This is a genomic window from Streptomyces lincolnensis (assembly GCF_021173675.1).
In the GTDB taxonomy this organism is placed as follows: Bacteria; Actinomycetota; Actinomycetes; order Streptomycetales; family Streptomycetaceae; genus Streptomyces; species Streptomyces lincolnensis_B.
The window spans coordinates 1-21,557 of sequence record NZ_JAIHON010000033.1 but is presented as its reverse complement, the minus strand read 5'-3'; the positions used below and the strand labels follow the sequence as shown (position 1 = coordinate 21,557).

Sequence of the window (21,557 nt, the reverse complement as noted above, 5' to 3'; positions counted from 1 at the left end):
GTCAATCCGCCGTTGTCACGCCCGCGTCACGCTGCGGTGACCCCGCTGTGTCAGCCCACGTCAGACGCCGTCGCCGCGTCGGAAACGGTCTTCGATTGGCTTCCGTATGACCTCGCCCGAAACCGGTCCACCGCCCTCCTCCGGTCCCGCCGCCTCCTCCGTGCCCACGCTCCTCGTGCTCGACGCCGAGCCCTCGCCCCGGCTCGGGAAGCTGACCGGCCGGGCCCGCGTCGAGTACGTGGACGAGTCGACGCTCGCCGAGCGGCTGCCGTCCGCCGATGTGCTGCTGGTGTGGGACTTCACCTCGCGCGCGGTGCGCGCCGCCTGGCCGGGCGAGGGGCCGCGGCCGCGCTGGGTGCACACCGCGAGCGCGGGCGTGGACCATCTGATGTGCCCCGAACTGGCCGCCTCCGACACAGTGGTGACCAACGCCCGCGGGATCTTCGACCAGCCGATCGCCGAGTACGTCGCCGCGCTGGTCCTGACGATGGCCAAGGACCTGCCCCGCACCTGGGAGTTGCAGCGGGAGCGGACCTGGCGGCACCGCGAGTCGCAGCGGGTGGCCGGCACGCGCGCGTGTGTCGTCGGGTCGGGGCCGATCGGGCGCGCGATCGTCGCGTCCCTGAAGGCGCTCGGCATCACCACCGCCCTGGTCGGCCGCACCCCGCGCACCGGCATCCACGGCCCCGGGGATCTCGACCGGCTGATGGCCCGCGCGGACTGGGTGATCTCGGCGGCACCGCTCACCGAGCAGACGTACGGCATGTTCGACGCCCGCCGCTTCGGCGTGATGCAGCCCTCCGCGCGGTTCGTGAACGTCGGGCGGGGGCAGCTGGTCGTGGAGGACGCGTTGGTCGAGGCGCTGTCCAAGCGGTGGATCGCGGGGGCCGCGCTGGATGTCTTCGAGCGGGAACCGCTCACCCCCGACAGCCCGTTGTGGCAGGTCCCGAACCTGATCGTGTCCCCGCACATGAGCGGTGACGTGGTCGGCTGGCGGGACGAACTCGGCACCCAGTTCGTGGAGTTGTACGAGCGCTGGGAGGCGGGCAGATCGCTGCCGAACGTGGTCGACAAACAGCGGGGGTATGTACCCGGACACTGATCGTCCTACGGGAGGCGCGCCAATGGCCGAGTCCACCGAGCTCACCGAACTGACCGCACTGCAACTCGTCGACGGCTATCGCAAGGGCGAGTTCAGCCCCGTGGAGGCGACCCGGGCGGCCCTGGAACGGGCCGAGCGGATCCAGCCGGGGGTGAACGCCTTCGTACGGCTGACCGCGGACGAGGCGCTGGACCGGGCGCGGGCGTCGGCGGAGCGATGGCGGCGCGGTGAGCCGGCCGGGCTGGTGGACGGCGTCCCGGTCACGGTGAAGGACATCCTGCTGATGCGCGGGGCGCCGACGCTGAAGGGGTCCAGGGCGGTGTCCGAACAGGGCCGCTGGGACGAGGACGCCCCCTCCGTGGCACGGCTGCGCGAGCACGGGGCGGTCTTCCTCGGCAAGACCACGACCCCCGAGTTCGGCTGGAAGGGCGTCACCGACTCACCGCTGTCCGGGGTGACCCGCAATCCGCACGACCCGACCCGGACCGCGGGCGGCTCCAGCGGGGGCGCCGCGGCGGCCGTGGCGCTCGGGGCGGGACCGCTCGCGCTCGGCACCGACGGCGGCGGCAGCGTCCGGATCCCGGCCGCGTTCTGCGGGATCTTCGCGCTGAAGCCCACGTACGGCCGGGTGCCCCTGTATCCCGCGAGCGCCTTCGGCACCCTCGCCCATGTCGGCCCGATGACCCGGGACGCGGCGGACGCGGCGCTGCTGCTCGACGTCATCGGCGCCCCGGACTCCCGGGACTGGTCGGCGCTCGGCCCGGTCACGGGCGCCTTCTCGGCGGGGCTCGCGGACGGGGTGCGGGGCCTGAAGGTGGCCTACTCGCCCTCCCTCGGCGGGCAGGTGGCCGTGCAGCCGGCGGTCGCGGCGGCGGTACGGCGGGCGGTGGAGCGGCTCGCGGAACTCGGCGCGTACGTCACCGAGGCGGACCCCGACTTCACCGACCCGGTGGAGGCCTTCCACACCCTGTGGTTCAGCGGGGCGGCGCGGGTGACCCAGGCCTTCGGACCGCACCAGCGCGAACTGCTCGACCCGGGCCTGCGCGAGATCTGCGCCCAGGGCGCCCGGTTCGGCGCGCTCGACTATCTGGCCGCGGTCGACGTCCGCATGGAGCTGGGCCGCCGGATGGGCCGCTTCCACGACTCCTACGACCTGCTGGTCACCCCGACCCTGCCGATCACGGCGTTCGAGGCGGGGGCCGAGGTCCCCAAGGGCTCGGGGCACCGGCGCTGGACCGGGTGGACGCCGTTCACGTACCCCTTCAACATGACCCAGCAGCCGGCCGCCTCCGTGCCGGTGGGGACGGACGGCGACGGGCTGCCGGTGGGGCTGCAGCTGGTGGCCGCCCGGCACCGGGACGACCTGGTGCTGCGGGCGGCGCACGCGCTGGAGGCTGAAGGGCCCTGACCTGAGAGGGACCCGGTCAGCGTGTTTCCGTCACCTCGATCAGGAGGTACTCCGACACCGCCATGTCGGTGCCGTCCTCGATGGTCTCGCGGCGGATCACCTTCAGTTCCCGGTTCGTCTCCTCGGCGAGGCGGTGGAGCCCCGGGAGGTCGCCCTTGGTGCTGCTGAAGAACAGGAGCACCGATCCCCCTTCCGTGGTCCAGCGCGGAGCTTCCCTGAGGAAGCGGCGGTGGGCCGCGTAACCGGGGTCGAGGAAGGCGTGCTCGTGCGGGGACTCGAACCGGTGATCCTCCGGAGCCCAGATGTAGTTGGAGTTCCAGAAGATGACGTCGAAACGCTCGCTCTCGTCGAGGCCGTCGAACAGATCGCTGTGCACGGCCCGCACCCGGTCGTCGACGCCGTGCCGGGCGGCGTTGAGCCGGGTGTTCTCGACCGCGTGCGGATTGATGTCGGCGCCGACCACGCGCCCGCAGCCCGCGAGCGCGGCCGTGACACAGATCAGGCCGGTGCCGGAGCCCATCTCCAGCATCGAGTCCCACGCGAACCGGCCGGGTTCGAGGAGGCCGAGGAAATCGAGCGAGACATTGGTCGAGGGACGGTAGATCGGGGCGAAGACCTCGCCCAGCAGATCCCACTCCCTGCCGTACAGGGTGAAGGTCTCGGGCCGGTCCTCGCGGGTGACGTCGTTGCCGCTGAGGGTGAGGGTGCGCCGGTAGTAGTCTTCCGGGGTTTCCGTCTGGGACATCACGTTCTCCAAAGGGGCCGCTGTCCGGTTCAGGAATGCGCCCGTGGGGGCGTGATCCTGTTCAGGAATCCGCGCGTCCGGGCGTGATCCTGCTGCCCGTCACTATCCAGCGGCTCGTCGCACGGGCAAACGACACCGGCGACGGGGTACCGAATCCGGCCAGAACGGGTCAGTCCTCCGCTTTGGCGGCCATCTCCCGCAGGTACTGCCGGTACCAGGCACCCCAGCTCTCGACCTGCCCGATGAGCGGCTCCAGGCTGCGGCCGACCGGCGTGAGGTCGTACTCCACGCGCGGCGGCACTTCCGGATACACGGTCCTGTGCACCAGTCCGTCGCTCTCCAGGGCTCTCAGCTGCCGGGCGAGCATCCGGTGGGTGACCTCGGAGGGAAGGGCTCTCTGGAGTTCGCTGAAGCGATACGTCCCGCGGAACAGATAGAAGAGAATCAAAAGCTTCCACTTGCCGCCGACCACGGCCAGCATGACCTCGGTGTCGCAGTAGGCGGCTAACTCCTGGAGGCGCTGATCCATGTGTCGCAATCTGGACCCCTCACCACTGGTATACCCGGTGATACGGAAGGTTATTTACTGTACCAAGGGCCCCTGAAGACCGTTCTTGCGATCAACCAGGAGCCCACACACGCTGGTTGAGTGATCAAGGACACAGACCGACACCCTCCCGGACGCTGGCTCGCCCTGGCCGTGCTGTGCGCCAGCCTGCTGCTCGTCGGCATGGATCTGACCGTGCTGCACGTGGCGGTGCCGACCATCAGCCGGCAGTTGCTGCCCAGCGGCTCCGAGCTGCTGTGGATCGTCGACGGCTACGCGCTCACCGTGGCCGCCGGCCTCATCACCTGCGGCACGCTCGCCGACCGGTTCGGGCGCAAGCGCATGCTGATGGCCGGGTTCGCGGTGTTCGGCCTCGCGTCGCTCGGCGCGGCCCTGGCGGCCGGTCCGGGCCAACTGATCGCGGCGCGCGTGGTGCTGGGCGTCGGCGGCGCGATCATCATGTCGAGCACGCCGGCCATCATCCCCGGCCTCTTCCCCGACGACCGGGAGCGCTCGCTCGCGGTGGGGCTGTGGGTGTCCGCCTACAGCGTCGGGGTCTCCGTGGGGCCGCTGCTCGGCGGCATGCTGATCGAGCACTTCTGGTGGGGCTCGGTCTTCCTGGTCAACCTGCCGATCGTGGTCGTGGCGCTCGTCGCGGGAGTACTGCTGATCCCGGAGTCGAAGAACCCGCACCCGCACCGCTGGGACGGCACGGGTGCGGCGCTGTCGGCCGCGGGCCTGGCCGCCGTGGTCTACGGCTTCCAGAAGCTCGGTGAGGGGGCCGGCTCGACCGGTCTGCCCGTGAGCGTGCTGGTGGCGGGGCTCCTGCTGCTGGCGGCGTTCGTGGTGCGGCAGCGGCGCATCAGCACTCCGCTGCTCGATCTCTCGCACTTCGCCGACCGGCGGTTCACGGTGGCCGCGCTGTGCACCATGGTGTGCTACGGCTCGTACGCGGCGCTGCTGTTCCTGCTGACCCAGCGGCTGCAACTGGCCGACGGCCATTCGCCGTTGCAGGCCGGACTCGCCATGACCCCGCTGGCCGTGGCCAACGCGGCCGGAGCCGCCCTCGCGCCCAAGCTGACCGTCCGGATCGGCAACCAACCGGGGCTGTCCGGCGGCCTGTTGCTGCTGGCCGCCGCGCTGGTCGCGTTCGCCGTGTTCGGCGTGGAGAACAACTACCCGGCGCTGATCGCGGCGGGGTTCGGCTCCGGGGCGGTCATGACGCTCGGCTCGGACACCATGCTCAGCGCGGCCAGGCCGGAGCGCGCCGGCGAGGTGGGGGCGATCCAGGAGACGTCGTTCTCCCTGGGGGCCGGCCTGGGTCTCGCCTTCCTGGGCACCATCATGACGCTGGTCTACCGCTCCACGTTCGGGTCGGTGCCCGAGGCCACCGCGGAGCAGGTCGAGACCGCGCGCACCTCGCTCGGCGCGGCCTCGGAAGTGGCGGCGCGCCTCGGCGACCGGGCCGGGGACGCGCTGCTGGAGCGGGCCCGGGAGTCCTTCGACACGGGGTTCGAGGTGGCCACCTCCCTCTCCGCGGGCGCGCTGGCGCTGCTCGGCGTCCTGATCCTGCTGGACCGCGGCAAGCGCCCGCCGTCCGGGCCGCCCGAGAAACACGGGTCCGACGACCCGGCTCCCCTCGCCGAGAACGCCACGTCCGACGGCCGGACGGCCGACTGATCCCGTAGTACGTCACCCCATGAACGCCCCGTTTCCCGCGCAGGGCGGACACAGCCCTGCCCGGAAACGGGGGCCCATGAAGAAAACACACCCTGAGGAAACACCGTAAGGAGAACGACCATGACGACCTTCGACAGGCCCACCACGCACCGGCGCCCCGAGACCCCCAAGCGGGAGACCATCTGGAGCAGCTCCGTGTGGGAGCCGCAGATGGGCTACGCCCGCGGGGTGCGGGTCGGGAACCAGGTCTTCATCGCGGGCACCGTCGCCGCCGACGGCGAGGGCAACCCGCAGGGCCACGACGCCTACGCGCAGAGCGACTTCATCATCCGGAAGATCCGGGACGCCCTGCGTGACCTGGGGGCCGACCTGGAGCACGTGGTGAGCACGGTCACCCATCTCAGCGACTTCGCCCACTTCGACGACTACGCCCGGGCGCACAAGAAGTACTTCGGCGAGACGCCTCCCGTGAACACGACGGTGCAGGCCAGTCTGGTCAAGCCGTACTTCCTCGTGGAGATCACGGCGACGGCGATCGTGCCCGATCCCGCGGGGGCGCAGGCGGAGGAGGCCGAGCGGTGACGCCGGCCCTGATCGGCCCGGCCCGTGACGGGGTTTCGGGCCGCACCGGTGTCCCGCACTCCAAGCCCCACATGCAGCGGGCCCTGTTGCTGAGCCTGCTCGCCAATGCGCCCAGCAGCATCGTGAATCCGGCGTGGTCGTCCGAGGCCGAGTCCCTGTTCGCGTCCCTGCGCGAGTTCGGACTCGACGTGACCGGGCAGGACCCGGGGACGCTGCATCTGTCCGGGGTGGGAAAGTCCGTGAAGCCGTCGGGCGCGACCGCGTCCGTGGTGGGGTCCGCGTTCAACTTCCGCGCCATGGCGGCGGTCGCCTGTCTCTCCCGGAACGACACGGTCCTGGAGGGAAACGCCTCGATGCTCAGGCGGCCGGTCGCGGAGTACCTCGGCTTCGTCCGGGAACTGGGCGGCTCGCTCTCCGACATCAGCGACGCCGGGCATCTGCGGCTGCGGATCCACGGCGGCGGCCGGCTGGCGGGTACGGCGACCGTCGACACCCGGCACAGCTCGCAGGTGCTGACGAGCGTGCTGCTGATCGCCCCGCTGGCCGACGGGCCGGTCCGGATCCGGTGCACGACCGACGACGCGGTGGGCGAGGGCTACATCGCCCTGACGGAGTCGATGATGCGGCGCCAGGGCGCCCTGATCGAGCGTGAGGGCTCGTCCTTCCTGGTGCGTCCCAGCGCCTACGACGCCCATGTGCACGAGCTGGCCTCGGACTTCACCGCCCTGTCCTATCTGGCCGGAGCGGTGGCGACGGCGCCGCACGGATCCGTCACGGTCGCCGGCTACTACCCGTCCGAGTTCAGCTCGGAGCGGGAGTTCCTCACCGTCCTGGAACAGCTCGGGATCCGCACGACGTACGACCCGGTCGAGCGCAGCCTGCGCATCGACAAGGGCGTTCCGGCCGCCCGGCACATCAGGATCGACGGGCACAACATCCCCACGGTCGTGCCGACCCTGGCCGCGATCGCGCCGTTCGTCGAGGCCCGGGTGACGCTGCGCAACGCGGCGCACGTCAACAACCACAAGTGCCGGCGCGTGGAGGTGATGATCCGGGAACTCACCAGGATGGGCTGCCGGATCGAGGCGACCCACGACGGCGACGGACGGGTCGACGGCTTCACCACCTCCGGACGGCAGACCCCCGCCGGCGACACCACGCTGGACAGCCACGGTGACCACCGGATCTTCCTGAGCCTGGCGACCGCCGCGCTCGGCGCCGCCCGGCCGTGTCTCATCGACGGCGCGCAGCATCTGCACGCCAGTTTCCCCGAGTTCCTGACCTCACTGCACACCCTCGGTGCCGACATCCACTCCGTCTGACCCGACACCCGCACGTCGCAGGAGACAGACCATGAGCTTCATCCAGCACAAGGCCTTGCACGTCCACCCGGCCGGCAGTCTCAAAGGGACGGTGAACCCGCCGGCGTCCAAGAGCTACTCGGCGCGTGCCGTGCTGGCCGCCGCGCTGGCGCCGGGCCGCAGCGAGATCGAGAACATCGCGACGAGCCAGAACGTCCGTGCCATGATCGACAGTTGCCGTGCGCTCGGTGCCGGCATCGACTACCCCGCTCCCGACCGCCTCGTGGTCACGGGCTCCGGGCGGCAGCGGGACGGGGTCACCGTCAACCCGGGCAACTCCGGTGTGGTCCTCAGGCTGTTACTGGGGGCGACGGCCGTGCTGCGCCGGACCACCTTCATGACGCCCTTCAGCGCGTCCCTGGGGCGCCGTTCCAACAGCGAGATGGTGGACGCGCTGCGCGCGCTCGGCGTCGAGGTGACCACGGAAGCGGAGGGGCGGCTGCCCATCACGCTCGACGGCACCCGCGTCCACGGCGGTGACGTGAGCGTCGACAGCCGTCGCAGTTCGCAGTTCCTGAGCGGTCTGCTGTTCCTGGGCGGGCTCCTGGACGAGCCGCTGACCGTGCGCGTGCCGGACGAGCTGAAGGCGTCGGCACCGGTGCACACCACGCTCGACGTGCTGCGCCGCACCGGCGTCGAGGTGACGCACGCCGACGACTTCATGTCCTTCCACGTCCCCGCCGGCTCCCGCTTCGAGCCCGCCCGCCACAGCGTCGGGTCCGACCCGGCGAGCACGGCGGCGCTGCTCGCGCTGGCGTCCGCGGTCGACTCCACGGTCGACATCGACCACCTCGGTCTGGAGGAACTGGACGGCGTCCTGGAGTACCTGGACGACATGGGCGTCTCGGTCGACGTGGGCGAACGCGGCGTACGGGTGCGTGGCGGCGGGGACCTGCGGGCGGTCGACTTCGACGGGTCGAAGGCGCCGGACGCCGTGCTGCCGCTGGCGGCGCTCGCGGCCCACGCGGACGGCACGAGCCGCTTCCACACCATCGAGCACATCCGTTACAAGGAGTGCGACCGCATCAGCGACTTCCGGCGGGAGCTGGAGCGGGCCGGCGTCCGCGCGGAGGAGAAGCGGGACGAGCTGATCGTCCACGGCTCCCCGGAGGGGGTGCGGGGCGGGGTCGCCGTAGACAGCCACTACGACCATGCCGTGGTCATGGCGATGTCACTGATCGGGCTGCGCAGTCGCGAGGGCCTGTCCGTGCGCGATCCCCAGTACGTCGCGCAGACCTTCCCGGACTTCTTCGAACGGCTGCAGCGCCTCGGCGGCCACGTCACGGTGCTCGACTGAGGAGCCTCCACCATGTGCGGAATCGCAGCGATCATCGACACCGGCCCGGACGGACACGCCGCGCACCCGGAGCGCCTGAAGCACCCGGAGCGCCTGAAGCACGCGGAGCACCTGGAACGGGAGCTGCTCGCCATGCTCGGCCACATCCGGCACCGGGGCGACGCCGAGTGCTTCGCGGAGCACTCCGTCCGGGAGGGGGTGGCCCTGGGCACCAACCGCCTGGCCATCGTCGACCGGGAGCACGCCCGGCAGCCCCAGACCGACCCGCGCGAACAGATCCGGGTCGCGTACAACGGCGAGCTCTACGGCTTCCTCGACCTGCGGCGCGAACTCACGGCCCTCGGCCACGAGTTCCGTACCGAGTCGGACACCGAGGTGCTGATCCACGGGTATCTCCAGTGGGGCGAGAAGCTGCTCGACCGGCTCAACGGCATGTTCGCGTTCGTGCTCCACGACCTGCGGGACGGGTCGTTCCTGGCCGCCCGGGACCACATCGGGATCAAGCCGCTCTACTACGTGCGCCAGGGCGGGGCCCACTACTTCGCCTCCGAGCAGAAGTGCCTGCTCACCCATGACGCCCCGATCCACACGCTCGATCCGGGGACGTATCTGCGCAACGGGAAGCAGGAACGATACTTCAGTCTGTCCTCGACGCCGCGTGACATCGGTCCCGAGGAGGCGGTGGAGACCTACCGCCGGCTCTTCGACGAGGCGGTGCGGCGCCAGGTGGACACGGATCTGCCGGTCGCGGTGACGTTCAGCGGCGGCATCGACAGCGCGGCCGTGCTGCACACCGCCCGGCGCCACCACCCGGCGGTGACGGCCTTCACCATCGGATTCGAGGGTTCGGCCGACGTCGCCGTGGCCGAGCGCTACTGCCGGGAGGAGGGCATCCCGCACGTGGTCGCCCGGCTCGACCGGCGGGAACTGATCGACATCCTCCCGGAGGTCACGTACGCGGCGGAGTTCTTCGAGGCCATCGACGCCATGGACACCTGTGTCGGGCAGTTCGCGTTCCGGCTCGTCAGGCAGCACGGGTTCAAGCTCGCGCTGTGCGGCGAGGGCAGCGACGAGGTCAACGCGGGCTACGACCTGTTCCGGCAGCACGAGGATCCCGTAGAGCTGATGCGGTACCGCGTGCACAACCTGCACCGCACCGATCTGCAACGGGTCGACCGGTCCAGCATGATGCACACCGTCGAGACCCGCGTCCCCTTCATGGACCGGCAGCTGCTGGAGTTCGCCTACGCGGTCCCGATGGACCTGAAGCTGCGCGACGGGCGGGACAAGTGGCTGCTGCGGGAGGCGTTCCGCGGCCGGCTGCCGTCGTATCTCGTCGACCGGCCCAAGATCCGGATGCCCGACGGCAGCGGGCTGAAGAACATCCTCGTCGACCACGCCCGCGCGCAGGGCGGCGTCGACCCGGAGCTCGGCGCGGACATCGGCGTCGACACCCCGGAGGGGGCGTTCTTCCTCCAGCAGTACCTCAAGGCCGGCTTCCCGATGCCGCACGAGCGGCACAAGCGGGCCGGGTACGACTACTCCCCGGGCGGCTACTTCGAGTTCGTCTCCTAGGAGCGAGTCCGTCTCCCAGGGGCGAGTCCGTCTCCTGGGAGCGGCCCCCGCGCCGGGGTGGCGTCACCTCGGCGGGCCCCGGCGAGCGCGTAACCGCACAGCGGTACCGTCGCGCACTGCTCGGCGGCTACGCGCTGTTCATCGGCGGCCCGACCGCCCTGCGACGGATCCACCCGGACGAGATGTGTCCCACGGAGATCCGCGCGACGGCCCCGGCGCCGGCGTCGCCACCAGCCGCAGCCGGATCGGCGCGATGCTCGGCACGTTCATCGTGCCCGCACTGCTCACGGGCATGGGCAGGTCCGCCCGGTGCGCCCGGAGACCCGGCGACGCGCCCTCGGCGAGGCGGCTCGGGCAGGTCGACCTTCGCGGGGGCTCACGCCCGCCGGAAGGCGAGTGACTCCCCGGCCGCCCCGTTGCGCCACAGGTCGTTGCAGGCGTCGGCCAGTTCCGGCAGGCCCTCGATGATCTGCCCCCACACGATCCCCGGGACCCAGCCCACGTCGCCGTTGAGGAGGAGGTTGTTGCGCTCGTAGAAGAGGGCGAGGTCGACGAGGGTCGCCCCGGAGCGGACCTCGCGGTCGTAGCCGTAGGCCTTCGTGCCCAGCTCCGCGCCCGCGAAGGAGAAGTAGCAGAGATCGCCCGGGATCGGAGTCACCGTGGGGTTCTCCAAGGGCGGCTCGGCGGCGGCGAAGGGTTCGAAGAGGGCGTAGATCTCGTTGCGGGCGTACTTGGCGTGGTAGACGTCCCCGCTCAGCGGGAGGGCGTCCCAGACCGCCGCGCAGGTGATCGGCGCACGGTCGTCGAGGAGCTTCGCGGTGGCGGTGGTCCCGCGCTTGACCAGGGAGACTTCGATGTATCGGTCAGCCATGCGTCCATGGTCCACCCGCGGTCAAGGGTGCCTCGGCGATCATCGGGGCCGAAAGTGATCCGCATAACCTTCATGAAGTCGGGTAGCCGCGCGCCCATGGCCCGACCACACGCAAACCGATCAGGAACCGACAACGAATCCCAAAGAACGCTCAGTCGCCGCTCACTGCTCGCCGGAGCGGTGTCGCTCGGTGCGGTGGGAAGTCTCGGGATGGTCGGCTGCAGCCGCGTCCCCGGCGACGGGAAGGTGCTCGGAGGCAGCCTGCTGGACACCCTGCGCGATCAGGGATCCGTGAAGATCGGCATAGCCAGCGAGCCGCCCTTCGGTTACGTCGGAGACGACGGGCAGGCCACCGGGGAAGCACCCGCGATCGCGAAGGTGATCTTCAAGAATCTCGGCATCGACGAGGTCATTCCGGTGCCGGTGGACTTCGGGGCCCTCATTCCCGGGCTGAAGGCACGGCAGTTCGACGTGGTGTCCGCCGGGATGTACATCAATCCCGTCCGGTGCGAACAGGTGCTGTTCGCCGACCCGGACTACCTGATGCTGGACTCCTTCATCGTGCGCAGGGGCAATCCGCACGGCATCAGGACCTACGCGGACGTCAAGAAGAAGGGCCTCCGGCTCGCCTCCGGCAAGGCCTACGCCCAGATCGACTACGCCAAGGCCGCGGGCATCGGCAACGTCCTGGTCCTGCCGGACCAGGTGGCCGGTCTCGACGCGGTGGCCCAGGGCCGGGTGGACGCCTTCGCGGGCACCCGCATCACGGTCAAGGACGCGGTGGCGGGGTCGGGCCGCGTCTCGGCGACCACGCCCTTCCAGCCCGTGGTGGACGGGAAACCCGCCTACGGCGCGGGCGGATTCGCCTTCCGGCTGTCCGAGAAGAACTTCCGCGACGAGTTCAACGCGGAACTGCTGAAGCTCAAGGAGAACGACTACAAGGAGCTTCTCGACATCGTCAGCCCGTTCGGCTTCACCATGACCGACATGACCGACCTCACGGCGAAGGAGCTGTGCGGCTGATGATGAGCTCGGAGTTCTTCACCACCTGGTTCCTGCCGGGTATCTGGGTCACCATTCAGGTGACGGTGTACGCGGCGGCCCTCGGCGCGGTCGTGGCGTTCGGGATCGGTCTGGCCCGCGCCTCGCAGTACTGGATCGTCCGTTTCCTCGCCGGGGTCTATTTCGAGATCTTCCGCGGCACGTCGGCCCTGGTGCTGATGTTCTGGATGTTCTTCGCCCTGCCCCTCTTCGGCTGGCAGCTGGCACCCATGTGGGCCGGCGTCAGCGCGCTCGGCCTCACCTACGGCGCCTACGGTTCCGAGGTCGTCCGCGGTTCCCTGGCCGCCGTCTCGCCGGCCCAGAAGGAAGCGGGCATCGCCCTCAACTTCACCCGCTGGCAACGGCTGCGCCTGATCGAACTGCCCCAGGCGTGGCCCGAGATGGTCCCGCCGTTCAACAACCTGCTGATCGAGTTGATGAAGGGCACGGCCCTGGTCTCGGTCATCACGGTGGCCGACATGACCTTCGCCGGCAATCTGCTCCGGCTGGGCACCAACGAGACCACGCCGGTCTACACACTGCTGCTGGTGCTGTACTTCGTCCTCGCCTTCCTCATCACCCGCGGGATGCGGGTGCTGGAGCGCAAGGCCAAGGCCGGAATCGGGCAGCAGCCCGAGAAGCGGGGCGGGATCACCGCGAAAACCGGCGCCCGCGGCGAGAGCCTCCAGGCCGGCGCCCCGTCTGCCGGAGGTGTCCGATGAACTGGGACTGGCAGGTCGTGGACGACTTCATGCCGCGGTTCTGGGACGGCGTGCTGGTCACGCTCCAGGCCCTGGCGATCGGCACGCTGATCTCCTTCGCGCTCGGTCTGGTGTGGGCGCTGGCCCAGCGGTCCCCGCTGGTGTGGGTGCGCTGGCCGGTCACCGCCGTCACGGAGTTCATCCGCAACACCCCGCTGCTGGTGCAGCTCTTCTTCCTGTTCTACGTGGTGCCCAACTTCGGCCCGTCGATGTCACCGCTGACCACCGGCATCGTCGGCCTCGGGCTGCACTACTCCACCTACACCGCCGAGGTCTACCGCGCGGGCATCGAAGGCGTTCCCGCCGGCCAGTGGGAAGCGGCCACGGCGCTGAGCCTGTCCAGGAGCCGCACCTGGCGCGCGGTGATCCTGCCGCAGGCGATCCGCCGCGTCGTCCCGCCGCTCGGCAACTACGTGGTCGCCATGCTCAAGGACTCGCCGATGATCGCGACCATCGGCGCCTTCGACATGCTCGGCGAGGCGCAGGCCTTCAGCAACGAGACCTTCACCACGGAGGCGCTCACCGTCGTGGGTGTGGCCTTCATCGTCATCGCCTACCCCGCTTCCCTCCTGATCCGAGCCCTGGAGCGACGTCTTGTCCGCTGACACCCCTGTGAAGAACGATCACGACGGCAACGACAACCCGCCGGTGGACGGCAGCGAGCTGATCCGCTTCGACAAGGTCACCAAGCGCTTCGGGAGCAACACCGTCCTGGACGAGCTGGACTTCTCGGTGGCCTCCGGCAAACACGTCACCCTGATCGGCCCGTCCGGCTCCGGCAAGACGACGATCCTGCGGCTGCTGATGACCCTGGTCAAGCCCGACGAGGGCACGATCAAGGTCGGTGACAACTACCTCTTCCACGAGCGGAGGAATGGCCACCTCGCCCCGGCGGGCGAGAAGCACATCCGCGAGGTCCGCAAGAACATCGGGATGGTCTTCCAGCAGTTCAACCTCTTCCCGAACATGAAGGTGCTGCGCAACATCACCGAGGCCCCGGTCACCGTCCTCGGCCTGTCCAAGGACGAGGCCGAGCAGCGGGCCCGCGAGCTGCTCGAACTGGTGGGTCTGACCGAGCACCTCGACAAGTACCCGACCCAGCTGTCCGGCGGCCAGCAGCAGCGGGTGGCGATCGCCCGCGCGCTGGCGATGCGCCCGCAGGTGCTGCTGCTCGACGAGGTGACCTCCGCGCTGGACCCGGAGCTGGTCGCGGGCGTCCTCGACGTGCTGCGGGACATCGCCCGCACCACCGACATCACGATGCTCTGTGTGACCCACGAGATGAACTTCGCCCGGGACATCTCCGACCAGGTCCTGATGTTCGACTCCGGTCGTGTCATCGAGTCGGGGCCGCCGGAGAAGATCTTCAGCGAGCCGGAGCAGGACCGGACGCGGGAATTTCTCAGCGCGATCCTGTGACCACAAGAAGTGAACGTCGTTCAAGAACCGAGGTCCGGAGGGCGGGTCGTGACCCTGGCATATGCCAGGGTCTCAGCGCCCCTGCTGAGCGGGGTGCGGGACCGTCGCAATCTCGTCAACAGGCGCTCACTACAAGCCCCTTGCCGGTTATCGTGGAGAGGATCCGCTGTCCGGAATACGGCCCCACCACAGAGCGACCGAGCGAGCGCAGGGGGAAACCGTGGCGCTGAAGCACGAGCCGACCGCGCCGTACCACTCGACCCAGGACGCGCTGCGTGTCCTGGAGACCGTGGCGCGACACACCACCGGAGTCACCGACAGCCGGCTCGCCCGCCTGACCGGCCTCAGCCCGGAGCGCCTGACCACGCTCCTGAGGATGCTGCGCCGCGAGGGCTACGTCGAGCAGGTGGCCGACGGCGCGTACGTCACCGGCGCCGCCCTCACCCGCCTCGGCTCCGCCGAGGACCGCGACCAGGCCCTGCGCGAGAAGCTCCAGGGCACCCTCGACCGGCTGCGCGACTCCATCGGCGCGGCCGTCTACATCAGCCGGTACGTCGACGGTGAGGTCACCGTCGCCCAGTACGCCGACGGCCCCGCCACTCCCTCGGTCAACGAGTGGGTGGACTTCCGCTCCTGCGCCCACGCCACCGCGCTCGGCAAGAGCCTGCTGGGCCAGCTCGACCACAACGGCCGCCGGGACCATCTCTCCCGGCACAAGATGGCCCGCCTCACCTCGCGCACCATCACCAGCGACAAGCTGCTGCTCTCCCGTCTGGAGACCCAGCCGCCCACCGTGCCCCACCTCGACCTCCAGGAGTACGCCGTCGGCACGGTCTGCGCGGCCGTCCCGATCACCGCCGGCTCCTCCGTCGGCTGCCTGGCCCTCTCCCTCCCCCTCGAACACGCCCACCGCCTCCGCCAGGCCGCGGACAAACTGAACCGGGGAGCGGCACCGGTACTGCTGTCCCTGGCGATCTAGGGCCGCCCCTCTGCGGGTGGTCAGGAGCACCCTCCCGGACCAGGTAGTATTTTCTCGTCGCTCGCCGCCGAAGGCGGAGGGCGGGAGTCATGCGCCGCTAGCTCAGTTGGTTAGAGCAGCTGACTCTTAATCAGCGGGTCCGGGGTTCGAGTCCCTGGCGGCGCACGGATGAAGGGCCTCTCGTGATACGAGGGGCCCTTCGGCGTCTACGGAAGTAAGCCTCTGATAGCCCTTCTCCCCCGGTGGTCGCCACCACACCGGGTCGGCGCAGTGGACGCCCTCCTTCCGCAGGCGGGCGCGGTGGATCTTGTTCGTGGCGGTGACCGGCATGCGGTCCAGAACGCGTACGAAGCGGGGGGCCATCTTCGTGCCCAGGTCGGGCTGGGCGTCCAGGAAGGCCGTGAAGGCGGCCGGGTCGAAGGTGCCGGCGAGGGCCGCCATCACCTGGTCCCCGGTCACCGGGTCGGGGACCGCGTACACGGCGACGGCGTGTGCCCCCTCGTAGCGGGCGAGGATGTTCTCGATCACCGCGGCGGCCAGGTTCTCGCTGTCGACGCGCAGGCGGTCGTCGGTGCGGCCGGCGAAGTAGAGGTAGCCGTCGGTGTCCCGGTAGAAGAGGTCGCCCGTCCAGTAGCCGCCGTCGTGCCGCCGCTCGGCCTCGGCCGCCGGGTTGCGCCAGTACCCCTCGAAGGGGCTGGGCCCGCGGTTGACCAGCTCCCCGATGGCCGCGTCCCCGTTCCGCAGCCGCCCGGCCGGGTCGAACACGGCCGACGGGCACTCCTTGCCCGTCTCCGGGTCCAGGACGACCAGACCGGGTACGGCGGGACCGACCGCGCCGGGCGGTGTGCCCGGCCGCCACTGGATCGCCGCGCCGCCCTCCGAGGAGCCGTACCCCTCCACCAGCCGCACCCCGAAGCGCCGCTCGAAGGCCGCCGCGTCCACCGCCCCCGCCTCGGTGCCGAAGCCGAGGCGCAGCGGGTTGTCCCGGTCGTCGGGGCGCTCCTCGGTGGCCAGGACGTACTGCACGGCACGGCCCACGTAGGTGAAGTACGTCGCCCCGTACTCCCGCACGTCCGCCAGGAACCGCGACGCCGAGAACCGCCGCCGCAGCGCCACCCCCGCCCCGGCACAGAGCGCCGGCGCCCAGTCGGCGATCACCGCATTGCCGTGGAACATCGGCATGCAGACGTAGTGCACGTCGTCCGGCCGGACACGGAACTGCCCGGCCAGTGAGCGTCCCGCGGCCGCCAGTCGGCCCTGGGAGCAGAGCGCGGCCTTGGGGGCGCCGGTCGAGCCCGAGGTGAAGTAGAGCAGGAGGCGGTCGGCGGGGGTGGCCCGGGAGGCGTCCGGCCGGGCGTCGGCGTAGGGCGCGAGCAGGTCGTCGTACTCCCGGGCGTCGGTGACCAGCAGGCGTACGCCGGGCAGGGCGAGGCCGTCGAGCAGCGGCAGGTGGGCCTGTTCCGTGACCAGGATCCGGCACTCGGTGTGCAGGATGTCCCGGGCCAGCTCGGCGCCCCGGCGGGTGGGGTTGATCCCGGCGACGGCGGCACGCGCGAGGGCGGCGGCGCTCAGCCACAGGGGGTATTCAGGCGTGTTGTCGAGCAGCACGCCCACATGCGGTACGGCGTCCCGCGGCAGCAGATCGGCCAGCAGCGCCGCCCGGGCCGCCGCGCCCGCGGCCACCTCGTGATGCGTGAGCGCCGCCTGTCCGCACCACAGTCCCGGCCGGTGGTCGCCCCACCGGCGGGCGACGAGCTCGGCCACCGTACGCGCCTCGGACTCCATGGGGGCGCACGGTAGTTGACGAGCTGTCAGATGTGGAGGGCCGGAACCCTAGAAGCCCGTGATCTCGGAGTCCACGCTGTCCGAGGACGAGGACAGGTCGCTGTAGGTGACCATGAAGCCGATGCAGAAGGCCACCATCACGCCGAGGAAGGCCAGGATCGCGAAGGTGGTCGCCGCCTGCTTGCCGTGGCGGGGCGGGACGGCCGTGGCGGCCACCTCGCGGCCCTCGCTGTAGTAGACGGTGACGATGTCCCCTTCCAGGACGGTCCTCGGGCCGTCCTCCTCCTCGAAGCGCACGGTGCGGCCGTCGCGGGCGGTGAACTCGTAGACGTGGTGGATGACGGTCCGCACCCGCGACTCGCCGCCGCCGTGCGTCGTCGTGAACATCCGCAAACAGCGGGCCTCGGCCGTGAGGCCGCTGTTCCAGGCGCCGCGCATCTGGAGCCAGCGCCGCACCACGCGGTAGGCGCCGAACAGTGCGACGGCCATGATGAGGCCGGGTACGACGTAGAACATCACGTCCATGCGAATCCCCCGAGGTCCGTGCGCCGACCCTGGTCGGTCGGCGTAGGAGGAAAATACCCACGCCGACCGCGCGATTCGCTCAAGGGAACCTCAGGAAACCCCAGAAGTCCCCGGCCGGCTCAGAACGTGACGTCCGAGCAGGCGTAGAACGCGTTGGTGGTGTCCGCGACCGTCCACACGGCGACGATGACGTGCCGTCCGCTGAGCCCGGACGGCAGGGTGCCGCTGTGCGAGAGCGTGGACGGGGGCCGCTGACCGCCGTAGGGGACGGTGAGGAAGGGGGTGAGGTTGAGGTCGGAGCGGGCCAGGTTGTGGTTCTGGTTCCAGCCCGGCCGGGTGACGTAGTACTTGAAGTCGCTCGTGGCGTGCATGGCGGTGAACTGCCAGCGGAACGTGTAGCTCTGGCCGCCGGACACCCTCGTGGCGGGCCAGGCGCCGCCGGACGGGGTGCGCGGGCTGTCGAGCTGCGCGAAGCGCGTGTTGTTGCCGGAACATATCCGCCCGTCGGCCGGGCCGGAGGCGGGGAAGCCCTTGGGGCCCTCGACGCTCTGCGGCTCCCACTGGATGTCGCCGCAGTTGGTCACGGAGCCGTTCTGGCAGAGCTTCTGACGGCTGACGGGGAGGTCGGTGTAGCCGTGTCCGCTCGCGCCACCGGACGAGAGCACCAGGGCTCCGGTCGTCGCGAGGCCGAGCGCGGCGGCGTACCACTTGGTCTTCTTGCGCATGCTGCCGCTCCTGGAGAACGTGGGGGAAGTTCAGCGAGCTGTGCAGGTAGGTCTAGACCAAGTCTGAGATTATTGCCGCTGGTTGAACATGTCCATACCAATCACAAGACCGTTCAGGCGGACGTCTCCCCGCGCCCCGAGCAGAACGCCACCGTCAGGTCCTTCACCAGCGCCTTGCGCTCGTAGTCGTCCAGTTCCACCAGGCCCCGCATGGTCAGCCGGGTCACCGTGTCCTCCACCGAGTCGACGACCGAGGTGAGTACGCTCGCCCGGTGCTGGGCGTCCAGCGCGGCGATCCGGCGGCGGTGCATCGCGGCGGCGACCTCGGGGGCGTACTCCACACGCAGCGGCCGTACCGAGAACACCTCGATCCCGACCGGTGCCGCGTCCCCCGCCACCAGCCGGGTCAGCACCTCCGCGGCCGCGTCGGCGGAGCTCCGCGCCGATCCGGGCGGCTCCACCGGCACCCGGGCCAAAGTCGCCTCCACGCACTCACGCAGATACGTCTCGTGGTCCTCCACGCCCAGCGTGGCCCGCGCGGTGTCCCGCACCCGCCACACCACCAGGACCACGGCCCTGAGCGCGACCCCGTTCGGGTCGGCCGCCGCCATCGGCTCGCTGCGCCAGTGCCGCAGCCGTACGTCGACCCGGCGGCGCAGCAGCAGCGGGTTGACCCACAGCAGGCCGGTGCGCCGGACGGTCCCCCGGTAGCGGCCGAACAGGCCGAGCACCCAGGCCCGTCCGGTCCGCCCGCGCGCGAGGCCGCCGAAGCCGAACAGGGCGAGGGCGCCCGTCCCCGCGTACGCCGCCCACTGCACGGGGCCGAGGCCGGTCCCGGCGTACGAGGGCAGCTCCAGCGCCTCGACCGCGAGCGGGGGCAGCACGCCGGCCCACCACGAGGCCGCCACGCCCCCGGCCAGGCCGCAGGTGCCGGCGAGGACCCCCACCGCGCCGGGCAGCACCCGGGCGGACCGCTCCGCCAGCGCGGGGTCGACCTCGGCCACGGGCCGGGGCTTCGCCGGCACCTGGCGCCGGAAGCGGGGCTGCTCGCCCGTCCCCTGGCGGCGCCCGACCACCGCGGGCCGCAGCGCCACCGGCGCCGGGTCCGGGTCGTCCCGGAACAGCAGGTGGACGGGGATCTCGGTGGTCGACTCGTTCTGGATGAGCCGGGCGGGCCTCGACGGGCCCTCGGGCTCCGGGGTGTGGGGGGTGGTCGTACTCATGCGTGCCTCCAGCCTCCGCGCCAGATGCGTCACAACAGGGGGTACTTAGGGGTGGTCGTACGGGTCTACGACGCGGGTCTACGAGAAGAGCCGCCGCCAGGTCTCCGGCCCCGGGTAGCCGTCCGCCGCGCCGCCGCGCCAGCCCTGGGCGCGCTGGAATGCCTCCACGGCCCGGCGGTCCGACTCGCCCCAGCGCGGTCCCGGACCGGACGTGTAGTACCTGCCGAATCCTTTCTTCACGAGCTGCTTCCCGAGCTGGGCGACGTGGGCGTTGGTCGCGCCGGGGCGGAACATCGCCCGCCCCGGGTAGCCGGGCACCCCGTGCGAGGAGGGTGCGGGCGGACCGGCCGCCCCGGACGTGATGTCCTTGCCGTCACCCGAGACCAGCAGCGTCCAGGTCAGCGGGCCGGGCAGTCCGTCGGCGTCCTGGCCGCGCCAGCCCTGGGCCTGCTGGAAGGCCCGCGTCGCCCTGCGGTCCGCGTCCGACCAGCGCGGTCCCGGGCCGGAGGTGTAGTACCGCCCGGCGCCGCGCTCGACGAGCATGCGGCCGAGCCGGGTGACGTACTTGTTGTTCGCGCCGGGCCCGAAGTACGCCCGTCCCGGGTAGGGCGTCCCGGCCTCGCCGTCCGGTTTCGCGGTGCCGGGCTTGTCGCTGCCGGGGCCCGCCGTGCCACCGCCCACGAGCCCCTTGTAGCGGTAGGCGAGATAGCGGTCGGCGTGGCTCCAGTAGGCGTACGGGGTGGCCTGCCGGCGGGCGTACGGGCGGGTCTCCTCGTAGGCGAGGTAGGAGGTGTGCGTGTAGTCGGTCCAGCCGCCGAAGATCACCACGTGGGAGCCCTGCTGGGGGTCCGAGGGGTTGTGGAACAGCAGGATGTCGCCGGGCTGGAGGTCCTCCTTGGCGATCCGCACCCCGTACTGGTCGAGGCTGCCCGTCCACTCGTTGCCCGGCAGGTTCCAGGCCATCGACACGAAGCCCGAGCAGTCCTGCCGGTAGCCGTCGCCCCAGTACCGGGACATGCTGTACGGCACCTTCGCGGCGACCCAGGTCTTGGCCCGCCTGATGATGTCGGCGCGGGTGGTCTCGGGGGTCTTCAGGGAGCCCGCGGGGCGGCTGCCCGGTCCGTGCAGCGGGGTCTTGCCGCCCTGGGGGGTGTCGGGCTCGTCCCGGACGGGGGTGCCCGGGTGGGCGGGGGCGGCGTAGGCGGTGGCCGGGTGGCCGGCGACGACCGCCGTGGCGGCCGCGGCGGCGAGGATCACCGCGCGGTGGGCGGCCGGGTGGTGGCCGGACGGGGAGTGCGGCAGGGCCCGCCGCCAGTGAACGCATCCGGGACAGTCGCAGTCGCTCGCGGGATCGAATTCCTCGAAGACCGGAGTCGCCATGCGATTCCCCTCATATTCCGGATGGAAAAGTCCGCTCTTGTGCACATTCGTCAGTTTCTCAACTGTCGTCCCGACGCGCATGTTGACGGTCCGAATGATGTACGCCACCCCGCCGGACCCGCCCCCGCCCGGTCCGGAGCACCGCCCACCGTCCGGTAAGCTTGTGCAGGTCAGCACGCGCCGCTAGCTCAGTTGGTTAGAGCAGCTGACTCTTAATCAGCGGGTCCGGGGTTCGAGTCCCTGGCGGCGCACAGACAGGCAAGGCCCCTCGCGAGCGCGGGGGGCCTTCGCCATGGGCGCGAGCTCTTCCCGGTGCCGCAGAGGCGGCCGGGGGTCCGGGGGTTGCCCCCCGGGAAATGCAGCATCAGCGGGTCCGGGGTTCGAGTCCCTGGCGACGCACAGACAGGTAAGGCCCCTCGCGAGCGCGGGGGGCCTTCGCCATGGGCGCGAGTGCTTCCCGGTGCCGCAGAGGCGGCCGGGGGTCCGGGGGTTGCCCCCCGGGAAATGCAGCATCAGCGGGTCCGGGGTTCGAGTCCCTGGCGGCGCACGAT

The 21,557-nt window shown here is 71.0% G+C and carries 19 protein-coding genes, 2 tRNA genes and 1 pseudogene; 14 read left to right on the top strand and 8 right to left on the bottom strand.

The features are described 5' to 3' along the window. Positions 1–106: 106 nt before the first annotated feature. Positions 107–1,102 carry a D-2-hydroxyacid dehydrogenase gene (locus tag K4B79_RS47340; RefSeq protein ID WP_232033690.1) on the top strand — a complete coding sequence of 332 codons (996 nt, stop codon included), beginning with the start codon at positions 107–109 and terminating at the stop codon, positions 1,100–1,102. A 22-nt stretch (positions 1,103–1,124) separates the two neighbouring features. Next, the gene (locus K4B79_RS47335) at positions 1,125–2,510 is read left to right on the top strand and encodes an amidase (RefSeq protein WP_232033689.1); all 1,386 of its coding nucleotides are present in this window, start codon (positions 1,125–1,127) and stop codon (positions 2,508–2,510) included. Between the two features lie 16 nt (positions 2,511–2,526). Here the strand turns inward: K4B79_RS47335 and K4B79_RS47330 are convergent, their stop codons facing one another. After that, positions 2,527–3,255: a methyltransferase domain-containing protein gene (locus K4B79_RS47330; RefSeq protein ID WP_232033688.1), complete on the bottom strand. Its 729-nt coding sequence runs from the start codon at positions 3,253–3,255 to the stop codon at positions 2,527–2,529. A gap of 169 nt (positions 3,256–3,424) precedes the next feature. Further along, positions 3,425–3,784 carry a winged helix-turn-helix transcriptional regulator gene (locus K4B79_RS47325; protein ID WP_232033687.1) on the bottom strand — a complete coding sequence of 120 codons (360 nt, stop codon included), beginning with the start codon at positions 3,782–3,784 and terminating at the stop codon, positions 3,425–3,427. Positions 3,785–3,904: 120 nt separating this feature from the next. On the opposite strand from K4B79_RS47325, the gene K4B79_RS47320 reads away from it, so the two are divergent. The 5 genes from K4B79_RS47320 to K4B79_RS47300 all read left to right on the top strand — a co-directional run bounded on the left by K4B79_RS47320 (position 3,905) and on the right by K4B79_RS47300 (position 10,297). After that, the gene (locus K4B79_RS47320) at positions 3,905–5,482 is read left to right on the top strand and encodes an MFS transporter (protein ID WP_232033686.1); all 1,578 of its coding nucleotides are present in this window, start codon (positions 3,905–3,907) and stop codon (positions 5,480–5,482) included. A 120-nt stretch (positions 5,483–5,602) separates the two neighbouring features. Next, positions 5,603–6,064, top strand: coding sequence for a RidA family protein (locus K4B79_RS47315; RefSeq protein WP_232033685.1), 462 nt, complete (start codon positions 5,603–5,605; stop codon positions 6,062–6,064). Then, positions 6,061–7,386: a 3-phosphoshikimate 1-carboxyvinyltransferase gene (locus K4B79_RS47310; RefSeq protein WP_232033684.1), complete on the top strand. Its 1,326-nt coding sequence runs from the start codon at positions 6,061–6,063 to the stop codon at positions 7,384–7,386. The genes K4B79_RS47315 and K4B79_RS47310 overlap by 4 nt, the downstream gene beginning before the upstream one ends. A 31-nt stretch (positions 7,387–7,417) precedes the next feature. Then, positions 7,418–8,722, top strand: coding sequence for a 3-phosphoshikimate 1-carboxyvinyltransferase (aroA, locus tag K4B79_RS47305; protein ID WP_232033683.1), 1,305 nt, complete (start codon positions 7,418–7,420; stop codon positions 8,720–8,722). A 12-nt stretch (positions 8,723–8,734) separates the two neighbouring features. Beyond that, the gene (locus tag K4B79_RS47300; protein WP_232033682.1) at positions 8,735–10,297 is read left to right on the top strand and encodes an asparagine synthetase B family protein; all 1,563 of its coding nucleotides are present in this window, start codon (positions 8,735–8,737) and stop codon (positions 10,295–10,297) included. Positions 10,298–10,673: 376 nt separating this feature from the next. Here the strand turns inward: K4B79_RS47300 and K4B79_RS47295 are convergent, their stop codons facing one another. After that, on the bottom strand, positions 10,674–11,168 hold the full coding sequence (locus K4B79_RS47295) for a DUF3830 family protein (RefSeq protein WP_232033681.1): 495 nt from the start codon (positions 11,166–11,168) through the stop codon (positions 10,674–10,676). A 96-nt stretch (positions 11,169–11,264) separates the two neighbouring features. Here K4B79_RS47295 and ehuB point away from each other — a divergent pair, with 96 nt between their 5' ends. The 6 genes from ehuB (at position 11,265) to K4B79_RS47265 (ending at position 15,533) form a co-directional block, all read left to right on the top strand. Continuing rightward, positions 11,265–12,191 (top strand): ectoine/hydroxyectoine ABC transporter substrate-binding protein EhuB, encoded by a 927-nt coding sequence (gene ehuB, locus K4B79_RS47290; RefSeq protein ID WP_374208600.1) that lies wholly within the window; start codon positions 11,265–11,267, stop codon positions 12,189–12,191. Next, complete coding sequence (gene ehuC, locus K4B79_RS47285; RefSeq protein ID WP_374208599.1) at positions 12,191–12,931, top strand: ectoine/hydroxyectoine ABC transporter permease subunit EhuC; 741 nt, start codon at positions 12,191–12,193, stop codon at positions 12,929–12,931. The genes ehuB and ehuC overlap by 1 nt, the downstream gene beginning before the upstream one ends. After that, on the top strand, positions 12,928–13,575 hold the full coding sequence (gene ehuD, locus K4B79_RS47280) for an ectoine/hydroxyectoine ABC transporter permease subunit EhuD (protein WP_232033679.1): 648 nt from the start codon (positions 12,928–12,930) through the stop codon (positions 13,573–13,575). The genes ehuC and ehuD overlap by 4 nt, the downstream gene beginning before the upstream one ends. Further along, positions 13,565–14,389, top strand: coding sequence for an ectoine/hydroxyectoine ABC transporter ATP-binding protein EhuA (gene ehuA / locus K4B79_RS47275; protein WP_269464832.1), 825 nt, complete (start codon positions 13,565–13,567; stop codon positions 14,387–14,389). Before ehuD ends, ehuA begins: the two co-directional genes overlap by 11 nt. A gap of 220 nt (positions 14,390–14,609) precedes the next feature. Beyond that, positions 14,610–15,368 (top strand): IclR family transcriptional regulator, encoded by a 759-nt coding sequence (locus K4B79_RS47270; RefSeq protein WP_232033678.1) that lies wholly within the window; start codon positions 14,610–14,612, stop codon positions 15,366–15,368. 91 nt (positions 15,369–15,459) lie between these two features. Then, positions 15,460–15,533, top strand: a tRNA-Lys gene (locus tag K4B79_RS47265). Here the strand turns inward: K4B79_RS47265 and K4B79_RS47260 are convergent. The 5 genes and pseudogenes from K4B79_RS47260 to K4B79_RS47240 form a co-directional block, all read right to left on the bottom strand. Continuing rightward, positions 15,499–17,153: pseudogene (locus K4B79_RS47260) on the bottom strand (long-chain-fatty-acid--CoA ligase). The gene K4B79_RS47265 and the pseudogene K4B79_RS47260 sit on opposite strands and share 35 nt — an antisense overlap. 48 nt (positions 17,154–17,201) lie before the next feature. Continuing rightward, positions 17,202–17,678, bottom strand: a complete 477-nt coding sequence (locus tag K4B79_RS47255; protein WP_232033677.1) for a DUF3592 domain-containing protein — start codon at positions 17,676–17,678, stop codon at positions 17,202–17,204. A gap of 119 nt (positions 17,679–17,797) precedes the next feature. Then, positions 17,798–18,403: a lytic polysaccharide monooxygenase auxiliary activity family 9 protein gene (locus K4B79_RS47250; protein ID WP_232033676.1), complete on the bottom strand. Its 606-nt coding sequence runs from the start codon at positions 18,401–18,403 to the stop codon at positions 17,798–17,800. A 113-nt stretch (positions 18,404–18,516) separates the two neighbouring features. Continuing rightward, positions 18,517–19,626, bottom strand: a complete 1,110-nt coding sequence (locus tag K4B79_RS47245; protein ID WP_232033675.1) for an SPFH domain-containing protein — start codon at positions 19,624–19,626, stop codon at positions 18,517–18,519. A gap of 78 nt (positions 19,627–19,704) precedes the next feature. Then, entirely contained in the window at positions 19,705–21,006 is a 1,302-nt protein-coding gene (locus K4B79_RS47240) for a peptidoglycan-binding protein (protein WP_232033674.1), read from the bottom strand. Positions 21,007–21,183: 177 nt separating this feature from the next. Here K4B79_RS47240 and K4B79_RS47235 point away from each other — a divergent pair. Further along, positions 21,184–21,257 (top strand) — tRNA-Lys (locus tag K4B79_RS47235). Positions 21,258–21,557: the final 300 nt, after the last annotated feature.

Coding starts and splice junctions, on each gene's coding strand:
- K4B79_RS47245 (WP_232033675.1), bottom strand. CDS start 19,626: ATGAGTACGACCACCCCCCACACCCCGGAGCCCGAGGGCCCGTCGAGG.
- K4B79_RS47315 (WP_232033685.1), top strand. CDS start 5,603: ATGACGACCTTCGACAGGCCCACCACGCACCGGCGCCCCGAGACCCCC.
- K4B79_RS47325 (WP_232033687.1), bottom strand. CDS start 3,784: ATGGATCAGCGCCTCCAGGAGTTAGCCGCCTACTGCGACACCGAGGTC.
- K4B79_RS47250 (WP_232033676.1), bottom strand. CDS start 18,403: ATGCGCAAGAAGACCAAGTGGTACGCCGCCGCGCTCGGCCTCGCGACG.
- aroA (WP_232033683.1), top strand. CDS start 7,418: ATGAGCTTCATCCAGCACAAGGCCTTGCACGTCCACCCGGCCGGCAGT.
- K4B79_RS47240 (WP_232033674.1), bottom strand. CDS start 21,006: ATGGCGACTCCGGTCTTCGAGGAATTCGATCCCGCGAGCGACTGCGAC.
- K4B79_RS47340 (WP_232033690.1), top strand. CDS start 107: ATGACCTCGCCCGAAACCGGTCCACCGCCCTCCTCCGGTCCCGCCGCC.
- K4B79_RS47300 (WP_232033682.1), top strand. CDS start 8,735: ATGTGCGGAATCGCAGCGATCATCGACACCGGCCCGGACGGACACGCC.
- K4B79_RS47330 (WP_232033688.1), bottom strand. CDS start 3,255: ATGTCCCAGACGGAAACCCCGGAAGACTACTACCGGCGCACCCTCACC.
- K4B79_RS47335 (WP_232033689.1), top strand. CDS start 1,125: ATGGCCGAGTCCACCGAGCTCACCGAACTGACCGCACTGCAACTCGTC.
- ehuC (WP_374208599.1), top strand. CDS start 12,191: ATGATGAGCTCGGAGTTCTTCACCACCTGGTTCCTGCCGGGTATCTGG.
- K4B79_RS47255 (WP_232033677.1), bottom strand. CDS start 17,678: ATGGACGTGATGTTCTACGTCGTACCCGGCCTCATCATGGCCGTCGCA.
- K4B79_RS47295 (WP_232033681.1), bottom strand. CDS start 11,168: ATGGCTGACCGATACATCGAAGTCTCCCTGGTCAAGCGCGGGACCACC.
- ehuB (WP_374208600.1), top strand. CDS start 11,265: ATGGCCCGACCACACGCAAACCGATCAGGAACCGACAACGAATCCCAA.
- ehuD (WP_232033679.1), top strand. CDS start 12,928: ATGAACTGGGACTGGCAGGTCGTGGACGACTTCATGCCGCGGTTCTGG.